Origin of the sequence: Actinomadura barringtoniae (assembly GCF_017573505.1) — a bacterium.
Classification (GTDB): Bacteria; Actinomycetota; Actinomycetes; order Streptosporangiales; family Streptosporangiaceae; genus Spirillospora; species Spirillospora barringtoniae.
Genome location: NZ_JAGEOJ010000016.1, coordinates 77,580 through 97,363, shown reverse-complemented (window position 1 = coordinate 97,363; position 19,784 = coordinate 77,580). Strand labels below are relative to the sequence as shown.

Annotated in this window: 19 protein-coding genes and 1 pseudogene; 6 read left to right on the top strand and 14 right to left on the bottom strand. The window is 71.6% G+C overall.

Annotation, left to right across the window (positions count from 1 at the left end; translation table 11 throughout):
* Positions 1-28: 28 nt before the first annotated feature.
* Together J4573_RS35245 and J4573_RS35240 are read right to left on the bottom strand one after the other, a co-directional pair.
* Positions 29-751 (bottom strand): polysaccharide deacetylase family protein, encoded by a 723-nt coding sequence (locus tag J4573_RS35245; RefSeq protein WP_243774073.1) that lies wholly within the window; start codon positions 749-751, stop codon positions 29-31.
* A 283-nt stretch (positions 752-1,034) separates the two neighbouring features.
* Positions 1,035-2,228 (bottom strand): annotated as a pseudogene (locus J4573_RS35240) (RNA-guided endonuclease InsQ/TnpB family protein); the annotation flags it as partial.
* 59 nt (positions 2,229-2,287) lie between these two features.
* Here J4573_RS35240 and J4573_RS35235 point away from each other — a divergent pair.
* The gene (locus J4573_RS35235; protein WP_208260386.1) at positions 2,288-2,911 is read left to right on the top strand and encodes an SRPBCC family protein; all 624 of its coding nucleotides are present in this window, start codon (positions 2,288-2,290) and stop codon (positions 2,909-2,911) included.
* A gap of 8 nt (positions 2,912-2,919) precedes the next feature.
* Here J4573_RS35235 and J4573_RS35230 read toward each other — a convergent pair whose 3' ends face one another.
* The 4 genes from J4573_RS35230 to J4573_RS35215 form a co-directional block, all read right to left on the bottom strand.
* Complete coding sequence (locus tag J4573_RS35230; protein ID WP_208260385.1) at positions 2,920-3,585, bottom strand: Pr6Pr family membrane protein; 666 nt, start codon at positions 3,583-3,585, stop codon at positions 2,920-2,922.
* Positions 3,582-4,406 carry an ABC transporter permease gene (locus tag J4573_RS35225; RefSeq protein WP_208260383.1) on the bottom strand — a complete coding sequence of 275 codons (825 nt, stop codon included), beginning with the start codon at positions 4,404-4,406 and terminating at the stop codon, positions 3,582-3,584. The genes J4573_RS35230 and J4573_RS35225 overlap by 4 nt, the downstream gene beginning before the upstream one ends.
* Positions 4,403-5,473 (bottom strand): ATP-binding cassette domain-containing protein, encoded by a 1,071-nt coding sequence (locus tag J4573_RS35220; protein ID WP_208260382.1) that lies wholly within the window; start codon positions 5,471-5,473, stop codon positions 4,403-4,405. Before J4573_RS35220 ends, J4573_RS35225 begins: the two co-directional genes overlap by 4 nt.
* Before the next feature lie 234 nt (positions 5,474-5,707).
* Entirely contained in the window at positions 5,708-6,082 is a 375-nt protein-coding gene (locus J4573_RS35215) for an FKBP-type peptidyl-prolyl cis-trans isomerase (RefSeq protein ID WP_208260374.1), read from the bottom strand.
* Positions 6,083-6,225: 143 nt separating this feature from the next.
* Between J4573_RS35215 and J4573_RS35210 the strand changes: the two genes are divergently transcribed.
* On the top strand, positions 6,226-8,256 hold the full coding sequence (locus J4573_RS35210; protein WP_208260372.1) for a hydantoinase/oxoprolinase family protein: 2,031 nt from the start codon (positions 6,226-6,228) through the stop codon (positions 8,254-8,256).
* Entirely contained in the window at positions 8,253-10,085 is a 1,833-nt protein-coding gene (locus J4573_RS35205) for a hydantoinase B/oxoprolinase family protein (RefSeq protein ID WP_208260370.1), read from the top strand. Before J4573_RS35210 ends, J4573_RS35205 begins: the two co-directional genes overlap by 4 nt.
* A 7-nt stretch (positions 10,086-10,092) precedes the next feature.
* Here J4573_RS35205 and J4573_RS35200 read toward each other — a convergent pair whose 3' ends face one another.
* The 6 genes from J4573_RS35200 to J4573_RS35175 all read right to left on the bottom strand — a co-directional run bounded on the left by J4573_RS35200 (position 10,093) and on the right by J4573_RS35175 (position 14,352).
* Positions 10,093-10,893, bottom strand: coding sequence for an SAM-dependent methyltransferase (locus J4573_RS35200; RefSeq protein ID WP_208260368.1), 801 nt, complete (start codon positions 10,891-10,893; stop codon positions 10,093-10,095).
* A 113-nt stretch (positions 10,894-11,006) separates the two neighbouring features.
* Positions 11,007-11,417: a GNAT family N-acetyltransferase gene (locus tag J4573_RS35195; RefSeq protein WP_208260629.1), complete on the bottom strand. Its 411-nt coding sequence runs from the start codon at positions 11,415-11,417 to the stop codon at positions 11,007-11,009.
* A 76-nt stretch (positions 11,418-11,493) separates the two neighbouring features.
* Positions 11,494-12,186, bottom strand: a complete 693-nt coding sequence (locus J4573_RS35190) for a B3/B4 domain-containing protein (protein WP_208260367.1) — start codon at positions 12,184-12,186, stop codon at positions 11,494-11,496.
* A gap of 70 nt (positions 12,187-12,256) precedes the next feature.
* Positions 12,257-12,976 (bottom strand): GAF and ANTAR domain-containing protein, encoded by a 720-nt coding sequence (locus J4573_RS35185; protein ID WP_208260366.1) that lies wholly within the window; start codon positions 12,974-12,976, stop codon positions 12,257-12,259.
* Between the two features lie 78 nt (positions 12,977-13,054).
* Positions 13,055-13,564, bottom strand: coding sequence for a GAF domain-containing protein (locus J4573_RS35180; protein ID WP_208260365.1), 510 nt, complete (start codon positions 13,562-13,564; stop codon positions 13,055-13,057).
* A 158-nt stretch (positions 13,565-13,722) separates the two neighbouring features.
* Positions 13,723-14,352, bottom strand: coding sequence for a uridine kinase family protein (locus J4573_RS35175; protein ID WP_208260364.1), 630 nt, complete (start codon positions 14,350-14,352; stop codon positions 13,723-13,725).
* 75 nt (positions 14,353-14,427) lie between these two features.
* Between J4573_RS35175 and J4573_RS35170 the strand changes: the two genes are divergently transcribed.
* Positions 14,428-15,615 (top strand): CaiB/BaiF CoA transferase family protein, encoded by a 1,188-nt coding sequence (locus J4573_RS35170; protein ID WP_208260363.1) that lies wholly within the window; start codon positions 14,428-14,430, stop codon positions 15,613-15,615.
* Entirely contained in the window at positions 15,615-17,015 is a 1,401-nt protein-coding gene (locus tag J4573_RS35165) for an acyl-CoA synthetase (protein ID WP_208260362.1), read from the top strand. Before J4573_RS35170 ends, J4573_RS35165 begins: the two co-directional genes overlap by 1 nt.
* Here J4573_RS35165 and J4573_RS35160 read toward each other — a convergent pair.
* A complete protein-coding gene (locus J4573_RS35160) occupies positions 16,993-17,445 on the bottom strand; it encodes a hypothetical protein (protein WP_208260361.1) in 453 nt (150 codons plus the stop codon). The two genes, J4573_RS35165 and J4573_RS35160, sit on opposite strands and share 23 nt — an antisense overlap.
* Positions 17,446-17,618: 173 nt before the next feature.
* Here J4573_RS35160 and codA point away from each other — a divergent pair, with 173 nt between their 5' ends.
* Complete coding sequence (gene codA / locus J4573_RS35155; protein ID WP_208260360.1) at positions 17,619-18,947, top strand: cytosine deaminase; 1,329 nt, start codon at positions 17,619-17,621, stop codon at positions 18,945-18,947.
* Between the two features lie 10 nt (positions 18,948-18,957).
* Here the strand turns inward: codA and J4573_RS35150 are convergent, their stop codons facing one another.
* Positions 18,958-19,746: a carbon-nitrogen hydrolase family protein gene (locus J4573_RS35150; protein WP_208260358.1), complete on the bottom strand. Its 789-nt coding sequence runs from the start codon at positions 19,744-19,746 to the stop codon at positions 18,958-18,960.
* Positions 19,747-19,784 lie beyond the last annotated feature (38 nt).

The following is a 19,784-nucleotide window of genomic DNA, read 5'->3' as shown; positions in this document are numbered from 1 at the left end:
GATCCGAGCATCCGGGAATCGTCCGGGTTTATCCGGGAGCGTTGCCGCCGAGGGATTTGGGGAGGTAGTTCTGCACGGCGGCGGGGCGGAATCCCTGTTGCCTGATCCAGCCGAGCATGGTCTGGAACTGCCCGGCGAGGCCCGTCCGGTAGTGCATCAGGATGATGTCGCCGGGCTTGAAGCCCTTGCCGGCGCCGTCGCCGCGCGCGAAGCCGTTGAAGCCGACGCCGGGGCCTGTGGTGCCGTTGTAGAACTCGGCCGTCCAGACCAGGATCGACTTGATCCCGCATTCCTTGGCGACCTGGCGGGTGGCGGTGTTGTAGCTGCCGAACGGGGGCCGGAAGATCTCCGGGCGGCGGCCGTACTGCTTGGTGATGGCCTCCTGGGAGTCGCAGATCTCCTTCTTCTGCATCTCCGGGCTCAGGGTCTTCATGTCGGGGTGGCTGACGGTGTGGTTCTCCATCTGCGACCCGGCGTTGCGCATCGCCCAGAAGTACTGCCCCTCGCCCCGGATGTAGCGCGAGGTCAGGAACGTCAGGATCGGCACCTTCTCGCGGCGGACCAGGTTCACGAACTCGGCGTCGTAGGTGTAGCCGTCGTCGATGGTCAGGAAGACCACCTTGTCCGTGGTGTCGATCTTGCTGATCACCGGCGGCAGGCCGTCGGTGGAGGGCTGCGGCGGCTTCCACGTGCCGGGCTTGGGCGCGTCCCACTGCTGGTCGGCCAGCACGGTGCTGAGCTGAGCGCGCATCGAGGGGCCCTTGTCGTCACCCGCCTGAGCGCGTACCGAGGGCCACGCCCCCGCACCCACGCCGAGCACGCCCGCCACCAGCGTGGCGACCAAGGGCACCTTCCCTCGCATCCGCCGTTCCCCCGTCCCGTCGACGTTCTGAAGGACATATCAGATCATGTTCGGCGCCCGCCCGCGCACTCGGCACAAGTTGCCCTTCGGCGTGGCCCCTCGGTTCCCTAGAGTCAGCACTTGACGTCATCCCTCCCTGTAGGACGAGTCCCCAGCTCTCGCGGGCTGGGCTTTCCTGCTTCGCCGACGACTGCCCGCCCGGAGTGCTCCGTTGGGGTCTTACACCGTCTCCACAGGCTGTCACGGCCCGTCCGGCCGCCAGCAGATTCCTTGCCGCGTTCACGTCGCGGTCATGGGTGGCGCCGCACCTACACGTCCACGAACGGATGTGCAACGGCATGCTGCCCTGCAGAGCGCCGCACGCCGAGCACAGCTTGGAGGAGGGAAACCAGCGGTCGACCGCGATCACTTTGCGGCCATACCAGGCGGCCTTGTACTCCAGCAGGCTGCGGAACTGCGCCCACGCCGCGTCGCTGATGGCGCGGGCGAGCGTGCCGTTGCGCATCATGTTCCGAACGGCCAGGTCCTCGATCACGATCGTTTGGTTCTCACGAACGAGTCGAGTGGTGATCTTGTGCAGATGGTCCCGGCGCCGGTCGGCGATCCGAGACTCGATGCGTGCAACCCTGCGACGTGCTTTGGCCCGGTTGGCGCCCTCACCTGGGGTCGTGCGCGACAGCTCGGGCTGGGCCCTGGCCAGCCGGGCGTGATCGGCGCGGTCATGCCGGGGATTGACGATCTTTTCCCCGGTCGACAGGGTCAGCAGATGATCCAGGCCCATGTCGACCCCGACCGCCGCATCGGCGGTCGGCAGCGGCCGTACCGACGGGTCCTGCACCAGCAGCGACACGAACCAGCGGCCCGCGCTGTCGTGCGACACGGTCACTGTGGACGGCTTGGCCCCCATGGGAAGTGGCCTGGACCAGACGACGTTCAACGGTTGGTTCATCTCGGCCAGGGTCAGCTGCCCGTCGCGGAAGCGGAACGCCGAGCCGGTGTACTCGGCGCTCCTGCGGGACCGCTTCTTGGACTTGAAGCGCGGGTAGCCGGCCCGCTTGGCGAAGAATGCGGTGAAGGCAGCCTGCAGATGCCTCAGGCACTGCTGCAGTGGCACGCTGGAGACCTGGTTGAGGAAGGTCATCTCCTCGGTCTGCTTCCACGCCGTCAGCATCGCCGACGCCGCGTTGTAGCCGACCCGTTCCCGCCGCTGATTCCATGCCTCGGTGCGAGCCGCCAGCGCCATGTTGTAGACCTTGCGAACGCACCCGAACGTACGCGAGAGCTCGGCCGCCTGCGTGGCGGTCGGATAGAAGCGGTACTTGAACGCCCGCTTCACACCAGTAGTCACAGTTCTCAACCATGCCATCACCGTGTGACATTCTGCGGATGTCCGGATGCGGGGCGGGGTCACGTCGGAGGGTTCAGATGAAGGTCACCGGGAGTGCCAGGGTCGCCGCTCCGCTCTCGCGCGTCTGGGACGCGCTGCAGGATCCGGCGGTGCTGGCCCGTACGATTCCGGGCTGCCACTCGCTGGAGGCCACGGGGAGCGACACCTACAAGATGACGATCTCCGCCGGGGTGGCGTCGATCCGCGGGATGTACGTGGGGGAGGTCGAGCTGGCCGAGCCCGATCCGCCGCGGTCGTTCGTGCTGCGCGCCAAGGGGCAGGGGGCGCCGGGGACCGTGGACGCGACGGTGCTGGTGCGGCTGTCGGAGGGCGAGGGGGACGGCGGGACCAGGGTCGACTACGACGCCGACGCCACCGTGGGCGGGATGATCGGCGGGGTCGGGCAGCGGATGCTGGGCGGCGTGGCCAAGAAGACGGCGGGCGAGTTCTTCGCGGCTGTGGAACGGGCGTTGACCGAGCCGGTGGCGGCAGGTGAAGCGGCTCCGGGCGTTCCGGCTCCGGCTGAGGTGGGGCAGGTCTTTGCTGCGCCTGAACGGAGGCGGGTGGCGGTCGAGGGGGCTTCGGCGGCGTTCGTGCTGGGCGGCGCGGTGGCGCTGGCGGGGGTGGCGCTGGGGTACGTGCTGGGCAGGCGGCGTTCCTAGGCCTGTTCCTAGGCCTGTTCGTAGGCCTTGGACGTCTCCGGGCTCCAGGCGACCTGGCGGCGCGGACGGGTCGTACGGGTGCGGAAGCGGTCGTTCAGGTCGGCCCAGACCAGCAGGATCGTGGCGATCACCACGAAGTAGGCGGCGATGCCGATCGCGTAGATGGTGACCACGCGCCAGCCGTGCCGGGCCGGGTCCAGGAACGGGTACGGGTACCAGTCGGTGAGCGCGCCGTGGACCAGCGTGTAGCCCAGATAGGTGATCGGGAAGACGAGCCAGACGCCCAGCGTGCGCCAGGTGGGCAGGCGTACGGCCGGGGCGAACAGCAGCCAGTCCAGCGGCGCCGCCACGGGCATGATCCGGTGCTGGACCCAGCCCGTCCAGTGCGTGGCCGCGCCGCCGAGGACCAGCGCGTACACCAGCCCGGTGATCACCAGGTAGAGCGCGGCGGCCCCGCGCGCCGACTCCAGCCAGCGCCGGCCGCGCAGGCCGGGCACGGTGCTGGCGATCAGGACCAGGCCGCCGAGCAGGTTGCTGAGGAAGGTGAAGTAGCTGAAGAAGTCGACCACGTCCGAGCATGACCGGCGGGCCGCGAGGCAGGTCGCGACGCTCGCCAGCGCGAGCAGGCCGAAACCGGCCCGCCCGAGTGCGGCTGGAACGCGGGCAGGGTTCACGCGTCCCGCTTCTGGAAGAAGAACAGCGCGACGCCGAGGACGATGACCGCGTAGAGCACGAACACCCCGAAGCCCGTCCAGGGCGCGAGGCTGCTGTCGGACGGTCTGGTCGCCATGATCGCGCCGCCCGCGTTGGACGGCAGGAACTTGCTCAGCGTGTTGCCCCACCCGCCGGGCAGGAACGAGCCGATGATCGGCAGCACGAACAGCAGGCCGAGCACGACCGTGACCGAGCCCGCGGTGTGCCTCAGCAGCGTGCCGATGCCGAGCGCGAGCAGGGCGATCACGGTCAGGTAGAGGCCGCCGCCGATCACCGCGCGCAGCATCCCGTCGTCGGCGAGCGAGGCGTTGATGCCCTTGCTCTTGAAGATCAGCTGGCTGAGCAGGAACGAGGCGAACGAGGCGATCTGGCCGATGATCAGCGTGACCACGCCGAGCACCAGGGTCTTGGCGACCAGGTACTGACCCCGGCGCGGCACGGCGGTGAGCGAGGTGCGGATCATGCCGGTGGCGTACTCGGCGGTGATGACCAGCACGCCCAGCACGCCGAACGCGACCATGCCGAAGTTGATGCCCACCATGCCGAACGAGGCCGGGTCGAACTGGGCCCGGTCCGACGGCTTCATCTGGTCGTAGGACGAGGTGAACGCCCAGGCCAGCAGCAGGCTCAGCCCGATCGTGACGACGATCGCGGCGAGCAGCGTCCAGAACGTGGACCGGACCGTGAGGATCTTGGTCCACTCGGAGCGGAGCACGTTGCCGAACGAGGCGCGCGGCGCCTTCCCCGCGGCCGGCGGCGCGGTGGTGGTGGCCGTGGTCATCCCTGCCCTCCGTTCGGTCCGCCCTGAACGCCGGGCGGCGGCGGTGCGGCTCCGGGCGGCGGCGGTGCGGCTCCGGGCGGCGGCGGGGCGGAGACCCAGGAGCCGTCCGGCGTCGCGGCGGGCACCTGGTCGGCGGTCACGCCGGCCGCGGGCGCGCCCCCGGGAATGCCCGCGTGGTACTCGACGGTGTCGCCGGTGAGCTGCATGAACGCCTCTTCCAGCGACGGCTGGACGGCGGTCAGCTCGTGCAGCCGGATCTTGTTGTCGCCGGCCACGTCGCCGACCTGGGCGGTGCGCGGCCCGTACACGCGCAGCGACTCGTCGCCCTCGACCTCGACCCGCCAGCCCTGCCGCGCCAGCAGCGGGCCGAGCTCGGCGAGCTGCGGCGACCGCACCCGCACGTGGCTGGTGGCGTTGGTGTCGATGAACTCCTGCATGCCGGTGTCGGCGAGGATCTTGCCGCGCCCGATCACCACGAGATGGTCGGCGGTGAGGGCCATCTCCGACATCAGGTGGCTGGAGACGAAGACCGTCCGGCCCTCCTTGGCCAGCTGCTTCATCAGGTTGCGGATCCAGAGGATGCCCTCGGGGTCGAGCCCGTTCACCGGCTCGTCGAACATCAGCACGCCCGGGTCGCCGAGCAGCGCGCCCGCGATGCCGAGCCGCTGCCCCATGCCCAGCGAGAAGCCCTTGGACGGCTTCTTGGCCACCGACTGCAGGCCGACCAGGCCGAGGACCTCGTCCACGCGGCGCTTGGCGATCCCGTTGCTCTTGGCGAGGCAGAGCAGGTGGTTGTACGCGCTGCGCCCGCCGTGGATCGCCTTGGCGTCCAGCAGCGCCCCGACCTCGTGCAGCGGCGCGCCGAGCTCGCGGTAGTGCTTGCCGTTCACCGTGACGTCGCCCGCGGTCGGGTGGTCCAGACCGAGGATCATGCGCATGGTGGTGGACTTGCCGGCGCCGTTCGGGCCGAGGAAGCCCGTCACGTGGCCCGACTGCACCGCGAAGTCGGCATGGTCGACAGCGACCTTAGACCCGTACTTCTTGGTCAGCCCCCGCGCCTGGATCATGAGGGGCTGATACCGACGGGCACGGTCCCGGAAACGGCGACGGCGGGCAAGCGGAGGGAGATTTTGCCTCCGCTTGCCCGCTCTATTTAAGGCTTCCGTGGCCTCGTGCCCTCGCCTGGCGGCTCGTGCCCGAACCACACAAGCGACGAGCGCGACACGGCTTCGCCGTCTGAGCGGGCGACATCGCCTTCGGCTCGTCGCCCGCTCAGGTAGCGCGCTCGTGTGCGGGCCGGGCTAGCTGACGCCGAGCAGGTCCACCACGAAGATGAGCGTCTCGCCGGGCTTGATGGCCGGGCTCGGGCTGCGGTCGCCGTAGGCCAGGTGCGGCGGGATGACCAGCTTGCGCCGGCCGCCGACCTTCATGCCCTCGACGCCCATGTCCCAGCCCTTGATGACGCGGCCGCCACCGAGCGGGAAGTCGAAGGCACTGCCGCGGTTCCAGGAGGCGTCGAACTCCTCGCCGGTCGAGAACGAGACCCCGACGTAGTGCACGGAGACGGTGGAGCCCTTGGTGGCCTCCGGGCCGTCGCCGACGCTGATGTCGGTGATGTCCAGGTACTGGGGCGGGGTCCCCTCGGGGAAGTCGATCTCGGGCCGTTCAAGCGCCATTGCCGGGCTCCTGAAAGAGTCGTCGTGGGTCGTTTCTTCGGACGCCGTTCAGGGTAGCCGCAGCCGGACTCGCCAAAGAAGCGGCTCCCCGTTGGCAGGATGCGACGGTGTACCGGGCGTTCCGCCGCCGGTAAAGAAGTGTCATGCTCCGCATTGGCATCGACACCGGCGGCACGTTCACCGACGTGGTCGCGCTCGACGAGGACACCGGCGCGGTCGTCACCACCAAGACGCCCTCCACCCCGGCGGATCCGGCCGAGGGCTTCGCGGCGGCCGTGGACAAGGTCCTCGCCCTGGCCGGCGCGGCGCGCGAGGCGGTGAGCGCTGTGGCGCACGGGACGACGGTGGCGACCAACCAGCTGCTCGAGGACCGCCTGGACGACCTGGGCTTCATCACGACCGAGGGCTTCGAGTTCGTGCTGGAGATCGCCCGGCAGAGCGTGCCCGACGGCTACGGGAACAGCTACTTCTGGGTCAAACCGCCACGAATCGTGCCGGTCCAGCGGGTCCGGACGGTCGGCGGGCGCCTCGACCATCTGGGGAACGAGCTGCGCCCGTTCGACGAGGACTCGGCGGTGGCGGCGGCCCGCTGGTTCCGCGCGCAGGGCATCAAGGCGATCGGGGTCTGCTTCCTGCACTCCTATGCCGAGCCCGCGCACGAGCTGGCGATGCGCGAGGTGCTGCGGCGCGAGCATCCCGAGGCCGTGGTGTCCCTGTCGTGCGAGGTGCTGCGCGAGTACCGGGAGTACGAGCGTTCGGTGACCACGCTCGTGGACGCGGCGGTGAAGCCCGCGATGACGCGCTACATCCGGCGGATCGCCGAACGCCTGCCGTCCCGGCTGCACGTCATGAAGAGCAACGGCGGGGTCCTGTCGGCCGAGGAGGTCGTTCACCAGCCCATCACCACGGTCCTGTCGGGCCCGGCGGCAGGGGCGCTCGGCGCCGCGTTCGTCACCCGCGCGAGCGGCCAGGGCTCGGTCATCACGCTGGACGGCGGCGGCACCTCCACCGACGTCGCGGTCGTGCTGGACGGCGAGCCGACCCTCACCACCGAGGGCTCGATCGGCCGCCACCCGGTCAAGATCCCCATGATCGACATCGTTACGGTCGGCGCGGGCGGCGGCTCGGTCGCCTGGCTCTCCCCGGAGGGCACGATGAAGGTCGGGCCGCGCAGCGCCGGCGCCGACCCCGGGCCGCTCTGCTACGGCCGCGGCGGCACCGAGGTCACCGTCACCGACGCGCACGCCGCGCTCGGCCGCATCCCGCCGCACCTGCTCGGCGGCGAGATCCCGCTGAACGTGGCGGCGGCACGCGAGGGCCTGGCGGCGCTGGCCGCCGAGCTCGGCCTGACGCCCGAGCGGACCGCGACCGGCATCCTGGAGATCTCGGCGTGGAACCAGGCCAACGCCATCCGCCAGATCACCGTCAAGCGCGGCCTGGACGTGCGCGACTACCCGCTGGTGGCGTTCGGCGGCTCAGGCCCGCTGCTGGCCTGCCGCCTCCTGGACGTCCTCGGGCTGCCGTCGGCCGTCATCCCCGAGAACCCCGGAAACCTGTCGGCGTTCGGGCTGCTGACGGTGGACGTGAAGAACGACTACGTCCGCACCCGCGTGGCCCGCGACGCCGAGCTCGACCTGGCCGCGCTGGACGAGACCTACGCCGGCCTGGAGGCCCAGGCCGCCGCCGCACTGGACCGCGAGGGCTTCCCGGCCGAACGGCACACCTACGTCCGCTCGGCCGACCTGCGCTACTACGGCCAGGCGTTCGAGGTCCGCGTCGCCGCACCCGCCGGGCCGCTGGACGAGACGTTCCAGAAGACGGTCGTCGCCGCCTTCCACGACGCGCACGAGGCCCTCTACGGCTACTGCTATCGCGACGACCCCGATCGCCATCCCGTCGAGTGGGTCAACGCCCGCGTCTCCGGCATCGGCCCCATCACCAGCCCGGAACTACGCGAACGAGCGCCCGTCCCCGGCCAGGCCAAGCCATCAGGTACTCGCAGAGTCTTCTACGACGACTGGTCCGACGTTCCCGTATTTCAACGAGCGGACCTGCACGTCGGGCAGACCATCGCCGGTCCGGCCGTCATCGAGGAGTTCGGCTCGACCCTCCCGCTCCACCCCGGCTTCCACGCTCTGGTCGACCCGCACGGCAACCTGGTGGTGACCCGATGACCGGCCCGACCGATCCGACCGGCCCGACCGACCCGACCGACCCGCGCGTGGATCCGATCCTGCTGGAGATCGTCGAAGGCACTCTCGCCTCGGTCGAACGCGAGGTCGAGACCGCGATCGCCCGTACGGCCCGTTCACCCATGATCCGGGACGCGCACGACTTCCGGGCGGGCATCCACGACCGGCGCCTGCGCAAGCTGACCGGCCGTTCCTACTCCGCGCTCGTCCAGCCGGTCGCCCGCGACTTTCCGCTCGCGCGGATGAAGCCGGGCGACGTGTTCTTCCACAACGACGTCTACCTCTCCGAGGGCGGCATCGGCCATCTGCCCGACCTGTGCGTCACGGTGCCGGTCTTCCACGGCGGCGAGGTCGTCGCGTTCGTGCAGGCGTTCGGCCACCACGACGACATCGGCGGCGCGGTGCCCGGCTCGATGCCCAGCCACGCCCGCAGCGCCTTCGAGGAAGGCCTCATGGTGCCGCCCATCAAGCTGTGGGACCAGGGCGTGCCGAACGAGGCGGCGCTGCGCATCATGACCCGCAACTCCCGCATGCCCGACTCCCTCGCGGGCGACCTGGACGCCGAATGCTCGGCCTGCCTCATGGGTGCGCGCCGCCTGGGCGAGCTCTTCGACCGCTACGGCCGCGCCGCCGTCGAGGCCTGCTTCGACGCCATCATCGACAACACCACCGAGACGTTCCGCCGCGAGCTGCTCGCCAAGATCCCCAACGGCACCTACACGTGGGAGGACTACGCCGAGCACGACGGCGTGGACCCGCCCCGCCTGCACGCCCAGCGCATCACCCTCACGGTCGACGACACCGCACCGACGCCGCTGGTCATCGACTTCACCGGTACGTCACCCCAGGCCAAGGGGCCGATCAACCACGCGGGCGACTACTCCGACGGCGTGTTCCTCAAGAAGTGGCTCGCGCCGATCCTGCGCAACCTGGCCGACACCCCCGAACGCGCCGCCGAGCTCGACGTGAACGAGGGCGTCGTCCCGCTCATCGAGATGCGCTTCCCGCCCAAGGGGACCCTTCTCACGCCGGTCTTCCCGGCGCCGACCAACGCCCGCACGTTCGTGATCCTGCGGCTGCTGGGCGTCCTCGCGGGCGTGCTCGCCAAGGCCACGGGCGGCCGGATGCCCGCCGACCAGGAGACGATCCGCTACACCGGCGTCTACGGCGAGGACGACCGGGGCCCGTACCTCATGCGCGAGGTCCTCGGCGGCGGCTCGGGCGGCCGCTACTACGCCGACGGGGAGGACACGATCCACGTCGTGCCGGACTCGCGCAACATCCCCGCCGAGTTCGCCGAGGCCCGCTGGCCCTTCCTGGTCGAACGGCTCGGCCTCGCCACCGACTCCGGCGGGCCCGGGCAGCATCGCGGCGGCCTCGGCTACGACAAGCACATCCGCATGCTGCGCGACGCCAGCTACATGTCCATCGCCGACCGTTCGATCCTGTCGTGCTGGGGCGTGAACGGCGGCGCCGCGGGCCGGCCGTTCCGCGTGGAGATCGACGGCGTCCCCATGGAAGGCCTGGTGGACGACCATCCCGTCCGAGCAGGGCAGGTCATCCGGATCCGTACGACCGGAGGCGGCGGCTGGGGCGACCCGTACGAGCGCGATCCGGCGGCCGTGGCCGCCGACGTCCGCGACGGCAAGGTCTCCCTGGAAGGCGCGCGCCACGACTACGGCGTCCTCATCACCAACGGCGAGGCCGACGAGCACTCCACCGCGACCCTGCGAGCCCACCTGCGCAGGCAACGAGGCCCCGCGCCGTTCTTCGACCGAGGCCCCGGCTACGCCCAGCTATCCGGGGACTAGACGCCGGCTAGACCTTGCGGCCCACGCCACCGAAGAGAGCGGAGGTCTCCGGCGACCCCTCCTCGTCCGGGTACCAGGTGTACGGGCGGACCAGACCGGGCTCGACCAGCTCATAGCCGTCGAACAGCGCCCCGATCTCCTTTTCCGTACGGAAGACCAGCGGGGAGGTAGCGCCCTCGAACGCCTTCACCCAGGCGAGCCGTTCCTCCTCGGGCGGCCCGTCGCTGGTCAGGTGCGAGATCGTGACGTACGAGCCGGGCGCCGAACGGTCCCGGAAGGCCTGCACGATCCGCGCCGGGTCCTCGGCGGCCGTGATGAAGTGGAACACCGCGACGAACAGCACCGCGACCGGCTCGTTGAAGTCGATCAGCGACAGCGTGTCGGGGTGCTCGAGGATCGTGTCGGGCTCGCGCATGTCGGCGGTGACGATCCGGGTGCCGTTCCCGGCCAGCAGAGCCCGCCCGTGCACCGCGACGATCGGGTCGTAGTCGACGTACACGACCTTGGCGTCGGGATTGGCCTCCTGCGCGATCTGATGCGTGTTGCGCATCGTCGGCAGGCCCGAACCGATGTCGAGGAACTGCCGGATCCCGCACTCGTGGGCCAGGTGCTTCACCGCCCGGCCGAGAAAGCGCCGGTTCTCCAGCGCGGTCCCGCGGACCGACGACTCTCCGATGCCCTCGTACAGGGTCGTGTTGGCGACGCGGTCGATCTCGTAGTGATCCTTGCCGTGCAGCGCCTCGTCGTACATGCGCGCGGGGGTGGGCCGCCCCAGCGGGATGTTGTTCTGCGGGCTTTCAGGGCTCACCGAGTGACTCCCGGGGGAAGAGGAGCGGTCCACATCGCGCAAAACCCACCCTACGCCCCACCCTTCCCGGGTTGATCAAATTCCCCCACCGTTCATGTCGACCACCGTTCATGTCACCGCAACGGCTTGACCCACCGCCCCCACTGCGGCTGGACCCCGTACCCCGCCGCGCCCCAGGCGTGGTGGGCGAGCTCGTTGTCATGCAGGACCATGGCGTCCGCGCGGAACGCGCCGAACGAGGCGAACCGTTCCTCGGCCCGTTCGATCAGAGCGCGGCCGATGCCCTTGCGGCGATGGCCCGGGTGCACCGCCAGCCTGTAGAGGTGGGCCCGCCAGCCGTCCCAGCCCGCGATGAGCGTGCCGGCGAGCTCGCCGTCGATCTCGGCCACCAGGAGCGCCTCGGGGTCGCGTTCGACCAGGGCGAGGTAGGCCTGGACGGAGTCATGCCGGTCGGTGTCCTCGCCGGCGACCTTCCAGAAGCGCAGGATGTCGTCGGCCTCGTCTGCTCGTGCGTATCGGATCATCACCACGGCCACGACGTTACGACGTGTGCGCCGGAGGCGTGTGCGTCAGAAGACGTGTGTCTCAGCAGCGTGTGCGTCAGAAGTCGAAGGTGCGGTCCGTGGCGGTGAGGATCGCGGTCCTGGGGGTCGTGGGCCAGGCGGCGGCCAGTTCGGTGGCGAGGGTGGCGGTGAGGGCGGCGACGTCGGTCGCGGCGGTGTCGTGCAGGGCCTCGGCGACGATCAGGACCGAGGCCGTCGAGGCGCGGACGGCCGACAGGCCGCTCTGGCGGTTGGTCCAGCGGCGGGCGTGGCTGCGGCCGGAGGCGTCGACGAACGTCACCTCGCCCGGCGCGGGGTTCTCGATCTCGCCGCCGAACGTCTCATAGCTCTCGTCGCCGGCCGCGTAACGGACCTCCAGCGTGGCGTCGATCCGGGCGACGTCGAGGGCGGCCACCGGGATCGCGTACGCCATCGAGATCGCGTTGCACAGGTCGATCAGCGGGTGGATCTCGGGGAGCGTTCCCTCCTTGCGGAAGCGGCGCAGCAGCGACTCCGAGGCGCAGCGGTACTGGGTCGGCTTGAGGCCCAGCTGGGAGAACGTGCGGCGCCACGCCTGGATCTCGGGGAACTCCGACTCGGGTGAGGCCGACAGGCGTTCCTTGGCGATCGCGTGGAACCTCGCCACCTGGTCCGTCACGGAGGCGTCGGCGGTGATGCCCGTCGCGGACACGGCCCCGGCCGCGAGCGAGGGATGGTCGGACCAGATCTGTGGTGAGTGCTGGAAACGCATGCGTCCCAGATTCGCGGAAACAATGGCTCTGTCACAGGTCCATTGGGGGATCTGGTCGCAGGACCAATCCTCAGGAGGCGGACGGGCGCTGGGGGAGCGGGATGGGCTCGCCCAGCAGCTCGGCCGAGATGTGCACGATGCGACGGCGGCTGTTGCGGGCCTGGCGCCGCAGGTGGTCGAACGCCTCCTTGGCGTCCAGGCCCCGGTCGGCCATCAGGAACCCGATCGCGCGCTCGATCACGGCACGGTCGTGCAGGGCGCGCTCGAGCTGGCGGGCGAGCGTGCCGGTGTGCTCGGCGGCGAGCGCCGCACAGATGATCTCCTCGATCAGCTCGGCGTACGCGGGCAGGCCCCGCAGGTCGCTGTCCTCCCAGCGGCGCGGCTCGGCGGCGTGCAGGTTGAGGCAGCCGATCGGTGTCCCCGACAGCCGTACCGGGGCCCCGAGCACGGCGCGCACCTCGGTCTGGACGATCCGGGCCAGCGCCGGCCAGCGGACGTCACGGGTGACGTCGGGACTGGCCACCAGGCGGTCGTGCACATAGGCGTCCACGCAGGGGCCCTCGTTCAGCTCGGCCTGGGCGAGCTCCAGACTGCGGCCGCTCTCGTCGGTCGCCGTCACATAGCGGAGCACGCCGCTGGCGTCGGCGAACATCAGCCCCGCGCCGTCGCAGGGGAACAGCCTGTTGACGGCGGTGACGACCTTGGCGAGCGCACGCCTCAGATCGGGTTCCCGAGGCGTGTGGCGCAGCATGCGAAGGCTTGCGTCCAGTGCCTCCGGGTCGAGGTGCATGGTGGCGTTCCTCCAGCCTGACCGGCATCGTGCTTGACGGACAGTTGACGGTCGCCGCGTACACCCGGGTTTGCGACGTCAACGAGGTACCCCCGAAATCGGACTCGACACCGGTTCGCTCGTCGTGGCGAGCAGATACAGCACCGAGCCGATCACCTCGGCCAGTTCCGTGCCGGCCGTGAGCCGGGCCGGCGGCCAGTCGTGCGGTTCGAGGTCGTACAGGTCAAGGGAGCCGGCGACGATCCTGCCGATCGTGACCGGCACCGACAGCACGGCGCGCACCCGGCCCGCCGAGGGCGCGAGCTCGGGATGGCCGTGCGGGTAGTCGGCGGGCAGGTCGCGGATCGCCACGGCGCGGCCGGAGATCATGCAGCGGAACGCGGGGCCGGAGCCGATCGCGACCTGGGCGCGTTCGAGGAGGCGGCCGTCGGGATCGGAGCCGCCGACGGCGTGCGGCGCGCCGTTCGCCACCAGGATGAGCCCGCAGCCGTCGACCTGCGCCGCGTCGGTGACGGTGGTCAGCGTGGACGCGAGCAACCGCGCGCAGTGACCCTGCGCGCCGGGACATCCCGTGTTGGGCGGGAACACCTCCGCGACCTCCGCTGCCGGACGATCCGCGGGGGCAGGGCGGAGTCGTGAGTGCCCATACAGTAACCCGTTCGATAGGGCGGTGGAGCACGTTCCAACGCCCGGAAACCCTTTTGGCCGATGCTTTCCGGCTGCGAGCGGCGATCGGCGGGCGGTGATCAGCGGCCGGTGGCGGACGCGGTGGTGAACGCGGTGGCGCCGACGCGGGTGCCGTCGACGGCGAGGTCGATGAGGCCGCGAGTTCCGTCGGCGGCGAAATGGCGCTCCTCGCGGGTCGCCCAGTCGTCCCAGGCATCGGCCCACTCGGCGCCGTCGCGGGCCAGCGCGCGGGTGCGGCGGACCTCGCGCGGCGCGTCGATCCAGATCCGGTACGCGGCGGGCGACCCGTGCCACGCGGCCCCGACGCCCTCGATGATCAACGCCTCGCGGGCCGCGATCCGCTCGGGGTCGCCGTAGATGTCGCGATGCCAGTCGTACCGGCGCAGCACGGCCGCCCCGCCGGTGGCCAGCGGGCCGAGCACGGCGTCCTCCAGCGGCTTCCACCAGGTCAGCGGGTCGGAGTCCCACGGGACGCGGAAGTCGTCCGAGCGCACCACGGGAGCCTCACCGAGGCCGTCGTCCAGGGCGTCGCCGAGCGCGGCGGCCAGCCGGGGCGCGAACGTGGACTTGCCCGCGCCGCTCGGGCCGTCGATCGCGACGACGCGCACCGGCCCGCAGGAGGGCGGCAGCGCGAGCACCCGCCCGGCAAGGGCCGGGTAGGTCAGGGTCTGGTCTGGCACGAACGGCATACTTCCAGGAGGTACAGGAGGTATCGGCCCGCCGGTCCGGCGTTTGCCGGGCGCTGCCCCCGAAGGAGGAGCTCTTTGCCCACCGGACCGCTCGACGGCGTCCTCGTCGTCGACCTCAGCCGCGTGGTGGCCGGGCCGCACGCCACCCAGACCCTCGCCGACCTGGGCGCCCGCGTCATCAAGGTCGAGCAGCCCGGCACCGGCGACGAGACGCGCGGCTGGGGCCCGCCGTTCGCCGGCGACGACGAGATCAGCACCTACTACCTGTCGTGCAACCGCAACAAGGAGTCGATCACCCTCGACCTGAAGTCCGGCGAAGGGAAGGCGACCCTGGAGCGGCTGGTCCGGCGCGCGGACGTGCTGGTGGAGAACTTCCGGCGCGGCGTCCTGGACCGGCTCGGCTTCCCGGTGGAACGCCTGCACGAGCTGAACGAGCGCCTGGTGGTGCTGTCGATCACCGGGTTCGGGCACGACGGCCCCGAGGGCGACCGGCCCGGCTACGACGCGATCATGCAGGGCGAGGCCGGGATCATGAGCGTCACCGGTCCGCCCGGCACGCCCAGCAAGGTGGGCCTGTCGATCGCCGACGTCCTCGCCGCGTCCAACGGCGTGTCCGGCGTGCTGGCGGCGCTGTACGAGCGGGAACGGACCGGGCGCGGCACGGTCGTGCGGACCTCGCTGCTGGCGTCGGTCGTCGGCGCGCACATGTTCCAGGGCACCCGCTGGACGGTCGCCAAGGACGTGCCCGAGTCGGTCGGCAACGACCATCCCTCGATCGCCCCGTACGGCACGTTCCGCTGTGCCGACGGCATCCTGCAGATCGGCGTCGCGAACCAGAACCTGTGGCACCGGTTCGCGCCCCTGGTCGGCCTGGACCCCGACGACCCTGCGTACGCGACGATCCCGGCCCGCTCGGCGCGCCGCGCGCAGCTGACCGAGGCGATCGAGGAGGCGCTGGCGGGCGGCACCCGGCGGGAGTGGCTGGACCGGCTGGGGGAGGCGGGCGTCCCGGCCGGGTCGGTCCGTTCCATCGACGAGGTCTACGAGTGGGAGCAGACCCGTTCGCAGGGCCTGGTCATCGAGGTCGACCACCCGAGGCTCGGCCCGATCGAGCTGCCCGGGCCGCCGCTGCGCTTCGACGGCGCGGCGCCGCGCGAGCACACCGCGCCGCCGCTGCTCGGCGAGCACACCGAGGCGATCCTGGCCTGGCTGGACGCGACCGAGACCGAACCCGACGACGAACCCGACGAAGAGGAGCGCTGATGGAGCTGCTCGGGCCCGCCCGCGACACCGAGGAGGCCGTGCGCGTCGGCGACCGTGCCCTCTCCCGGGAGGAACTGCTGCGCCGCGCGTCGACGGTGGCCGGTGAGATCGGCGGCGCGTCGGCGGTCGCCGTGCACGCGACCGCGAGCCTGGAGACGGTGGTGGCGGTGGTGGGCGGGATCCTCGCCGGGGTGCCGGTCGTGCCGCTCCCGCCCGACTCCGGGCCCGCCGAACGCGACCACATCCTCGGCGACTCGGGCGCGCAGCTGATGCTGGCCGCCAAGGGCGCCTACGAGGGTGAGGGCGGCCCGGCGCTGGTCCCGGTCGACGAGCTCGGGACCGCCGATCGTTCACCGGAACGGGCGGACGACGCTGCGACCGCGCTGATCCTCTACACCAGCGGCACGACCGGCGCGCCCAAGGGCGTGCTGATCTCGCGGCGCGCGATCGCCGCCGGGCTGGACGCGCTCGCGGGCGCGTGGGAGTGGACGGCGGGCGACACGCTGGTGCACGGGCTGCCGCTGTTCCACGTGCACGGGCTGGTCCTGGGCGTGCTCGGGGCGCTGCGCACCGGCTCGCCGCTGGTGCACACCGTCCGGCCGCGCCCCGACGCCTACGCCGCCGCCGCGCGCGAACGAGGCGGATCGCTGTTCTTCGGCGTCCCGACCGTCTGGTCCCGGGTCTGCGACGACCCCGGCTCGGCGCGTGCGCTGCAGGGCGCGCGGCTGCTGGTGTCGGGCAGCGCGCCGCTCCCGGTGCCGGTGTTCGAGAAGCTGGCGGGCCTCACCGGCCACCGCCCGGTCGAGCGGTACGGGATGACCGAGACGCTCATCACCATCAGCGCGCGCGCCGGCGGCGACCGCCGCCCCGGCCACGTGGGCCTGCCGCTCAACGGGGTGGAGACGCGGCTGGCCGCCGAGGACGGCGCGCCCGTGCCGCACGACGGCGAGACGCCGGGTGAGCTGTACGTCCGCGCCCCGATGATCTTCGACGGCTATCTGGGCCGCCCGGAGGCGACGGCCGAGAGCCTGGCCGCCGACGGCTGGTTCCGTACGGGCGACATCGCGGCGATCGGCCCCGACGGCTGGCACCGCATCGTCGGCCGCGCCTCCACCGACCTGATCAAGAGCGGCGGCTACCGGATCGGGGCCGGGGAGGTCGAGAACGCGCTGCTGTCGCATCCCGCCGTACGCGAGGCCGCCGTCATCGGCACGCCGCACGCCGACCTGGGCGAGCAGGTGACCGCCTACGTCGTCGCCGAAGGCGTCACGGACAAGCAGCTCATCGACTTCGTCGCCGAACGCCTGTCGGCCCACAAGCGGCCTCGCGTGGTCCACCTGGTCGAATCGCTGCCGCGCAACGCCATGGGGAAGGTGGTCAAGACCCGCCTGGGCGCCTGACCGAGCCGAGCGGTCCGAGCGGTCCGAGGGGGCCGGGGGGGCCGAGCGGATCCGCCGAGCCGGTCGAGTCCACCGGTCTCGCGGGCCTGGGCAGTCTGATGGTCGTCGTGGCGCCGACCGTGCTCACCTCGACCCGGTCGCGCAGCGTCTGCGGCGGGGGATGGGCCGGGGCGTTGCCGGCCGAGGCCTCGAAGTGGCAGATGAGCGCCTCGGGTAGCGGCCACACCCGTACGGTGGCGGGGCTCGCGCCCTCCTTCACCAGGTGCTCTGCAACGTTCCCGGCGGCGATGACCAGCAGGGCGGCCCGGTTGCCGATCACGCCGTGCCGCGCGGCCTGTGCGGCGACGAAGCCGCGCACCGCCCACGGGTCGTCGAGGAACTCCAGCCCGGGTGTCCCGGGTGGCGGTTCGGGGTCGTCCCCTGCGTCCATCCGTTCCCCCGGCTGCCTCTCTCCTCGCGGTGCCCTCTCCGAGGTTACCGAGGTCAGGGGGCCTGCGTCGCGGGACTCGGCCAACCGGTGACGCGGCGCGGTCGGTATCGTCGTGATCAAATGTCATCGTCACAGCTCAACCCGGACACGGCCGCCCGCCGCAGGAGCCTGGCATGATCCAGATCCGCAACGCCCACCTGCACGGTCGCGACGGCCTTCATGACATCGAGATCGACGGTGACCGCTTCGGCCGCGTCCTGCCCGCAGGCCAGGGCCGGGGCGAGGTGCTCCTGGACGCCTCCGGGGCCCTGGTCGGCCCGCCGTTCGTCGAGCCTCACGTTCACCTCGACACCACGCTCACCGCGGGCGAGCCGCGCTGGAACGCCTCCGGGTCCCTCTGGGAGGGCATCGCGGTCTGGAGCGAACGCAAGCAGACCCTCACCCGCGCCGACGTGATCGCCCGCGCCACCGAGGTCCTGCGCTGGTACGCGGCCAACGGCGTCCTGCACGTCCGCAGCCACGTGGACGTCACCGATCCCGGCCTGGTGGCCCTCGACGCGATGCTGGAGGTCCGCGAGCAGGTCCGTGACGTCGTCAACGTCCAGCTCGTGGCCTTCCCGCAGGAGGGCGTCTGCTCCTTCGACGACGGCGCCGAGCTGCTCGAGGAGGCGGCCCGCCGAGGCGTCGACGTCATCGGCGCGATCCCGCACTTCGAGGACACCCGTGAGGACGGCGTCCGTTCCCTGGAGATCGCGTTCCGGCTGGCCGAACGCCACGGCCTGCTCATCGACGCCCACTGCGACGAGATCGACGACGAGCAGTCCCGCTTCGTCGAGGTCCTGGCGACCCTCGCCCGGCGCGGCGGCCTGCGCGAGCGCGCGACCGCCTCCCATACCACCGCCATGGGCTCCTACAACGGCGCCTACTCGTACAAGCTGCAGCGCATCCTGGCCCGCAGCGGCATCAACCTGGTCTGCAACCCGCTCGCCAACCTCTGCCTGCAGGGCCGCTTCGACGCCTACCCCAAGCGCCGCGGCCTCACCCAGGTCAAGGAGATGCTCGCGGCGGGCGTGAACGTGGCGTTCGGCCATGACGACGTGATGGACCCCTGGTATCCGCTCGGAACCGCGTTCCCCCTCCAGGTCGCCCTGGCGGGCATCGCCGCCGCCCAGCTCACCGGCGCCGCCGAGATCGACGAGGCGTTCGCCATGGTCACCAGCCGCGCCGCCCGCGTCCTCAACCTGACCGACGCCTACGGCATCGAGCCCGGCCGCCCGGCCGACCTGGTCGTCCTCCCGGCCGCCTCGCCCCGCGACGCCGTACGCCGCCAGACCCGCCCCAGCCACGTCATCTCCCGGGGCCGCGTGCTCGCCGAGACGCCCGTCACCCCCACCCGCCTCACCTGGCCCGGCCGCGAGCCGGAGCACGTCGACTTCATCCGCGAGCGCGACCGGGGCATGACGCCGGGGGCGCCATGGACGCCAAGGACGCCGACGGACTGAGCCGCCGGGGTCAGAACAGCTCGGGGCGGCGGTGGGTCAGGGACGGCAGGATCGACCGGACCCGCTCGGTGACGCCCAGGTCGAGCTCGGCGACGCGGACCGCGGGGAACGGGCCGAGGTCGGCGACGACGGTGCCCATCGGGTCGATCAGCTGGCTGCGGCCGACGCCGCCGGGGGCGCCGCGCGGCGGGCGGGAACGGTCGGGGGCCTTGTCGACGGCGATCACCCAGGTGGTGTTCTCGATCGCGCGGGCGCGGACCAGGGTGGTCCAGTGCTCTTCCTTGAAGACGCCCTGGGCCCAGGCGGCGGGGACGGCCAGGATCTCGGCGCCGCGGTCGACCAGGGCGCGGGCCAGCTCGGGGAAGCGCACGTCGTAGCAGGTGATCACGCCGATGTGGGTCCCGGCCAGGTCCAGCACGACCGGTTCGGCGCCCGGGGCGACGTCCTCGGACTCGCGGTCGCTGAACGCGTCGAACAGATGGATCTTGCGGTACGAGCCGGAGATCTCGCCGGTGGCCTCGATCCCCACGACCGTGTTGTGGACGCGGTCTCCGGCGGGCTCGAAGACGCCCGCGATCACGGCGGTGTGGTGCTCGCGGGCCGCCTTGCGTAGGGCCGTGACGAACGGGCCGTCCAGCGGCTCGGCGACGTCCGCGAGCCGGTTGCCGAACCTGACCATGGACGCCTCGGGGAACACCGCCAGGTCGGCCTCCGGCGCCCCGCGCAGGGCGTCGATCATCCGCTGGAGGTTCTCCTTGGGGTCGTCGCCGACCTCGATCTGACACAAAGCCACGCGCATGCCCCCAGCCTACGCATGACAGCTGTCATGTCGATCGT

What these genes read in the sequence shown, in the direction of transcription:
- J4573_RS35190 (WP_208260367.1), bottom strand. Translation starts at nt 12,186, where the DNA reads ATGCGTTTCCAGCACTCACCACAGATCTGGTCCGACCATCCCTCGCTC.
- J4573_RS35195 (WP_208260629.1), bottom strand. Translation starts at nt 11,417, where the DNA reads ATGATCCGATACGCACGAGCAGACGAGGCCGACGACATCCTGCGCTTC.
- J4573_RS35245 (WP_243774073.1), bottom strand. Translation starts at nt 751, where the DNA reads ATGCGCGCTCAGCTCAGCACCGTGCTGGCCGACCAGCAGTGGGACGCG.
- J4573_RS35220 (WP_208260382.1), bottom strand. Translation starts at nt 5,473, where the DNA reads ATGATCCAGGCGCGGGGGCTGACCAAGAAGTACGGGTCTAAGGTCGCT.
- J4573_RS35210 (WP_208260372.1), top strand. Translation starts at nt 6,226, where the DNA reads ATGCTCCGCATTGGCATCGACACCGGCGGCACGTTCACCGACGTGGTC.
- J4573_RS35150 (WP_208260358.1), bottom strand. Translation starts at nt 19,746, where the DNA reads ATGCGCGTGGCTTTGTGTCAGATCGAGGTCGGCGACGACCCCAAGGAG.
- codA (WP_208260360.1), top strand. Translation starts at nt 17,619, where the DNA reads ATGATCCAGATCCGCAACGCCCACCTGCACGGTCGCGACGGCCTTCAT.
- J4573_RS35185 (WP_208260366.1), bottom strand. Translation starts at nt 12,976, where the DNA reads ATGCACCTCGACCCGGAGGCACTGGACGCAAGCCTTCGCATGCTGCGC.
- J4573_RS35160 (WP_208260361.1), bottom strand. Translation starts at nt 17,445, where the DNA reads ATGGACGCAGGGGACGACCCCGAACCGCCACCCGGGACACCCGGGCTG.
- J4573_RS35165 (WP_208260362.1), top strand. Translation starts at nt 15,615, where the DNA reads ATGGAGCTGCTCGGGCCCGCCCGCGACACCGAGGAGGCCGTGCGCGTC.
- J4573_RS35225 (WP_208260383.1), bottom strand. Translation starts at nt 4,406, where the DNA reads ATGACCACGGCCACCACCACCGCGCCGCCGGCCGCGGGGAAGGCGCCG.
- J4573_RS35235 (WP_208260386.1), top strand. Translation starts at nt 2,288, where the DNA reads ATGAAGGTCACCGGGAGTGCCAGGGTCGCCGCTCCGCTCTCGCGCGTC.
- J4573_RS35205 (WP_208260370.1), top strand. Translation starts at nt 8,253, where the DNA reads ATGACCGGCCCGACCGATCCGACCGGCCCGACCGACCCGACCGACCCG.
- J4573_RS35215 (WP_208260374.1), bottom strand. Translation starts at nt 6,082, where the DNA reads ATGGCGCTTGAACGGCCCGAGATCGACTTCCCCGAGGGGACCCCGCCC.
- J4573_RS35175 (WP_208260364.1), bottom strand. Translation starts at nt 14,352, where the DNA reads ATGCCGTTCGTGCCAGACCAGACCCTGACCTACCCGGCCCTTGCCGGG.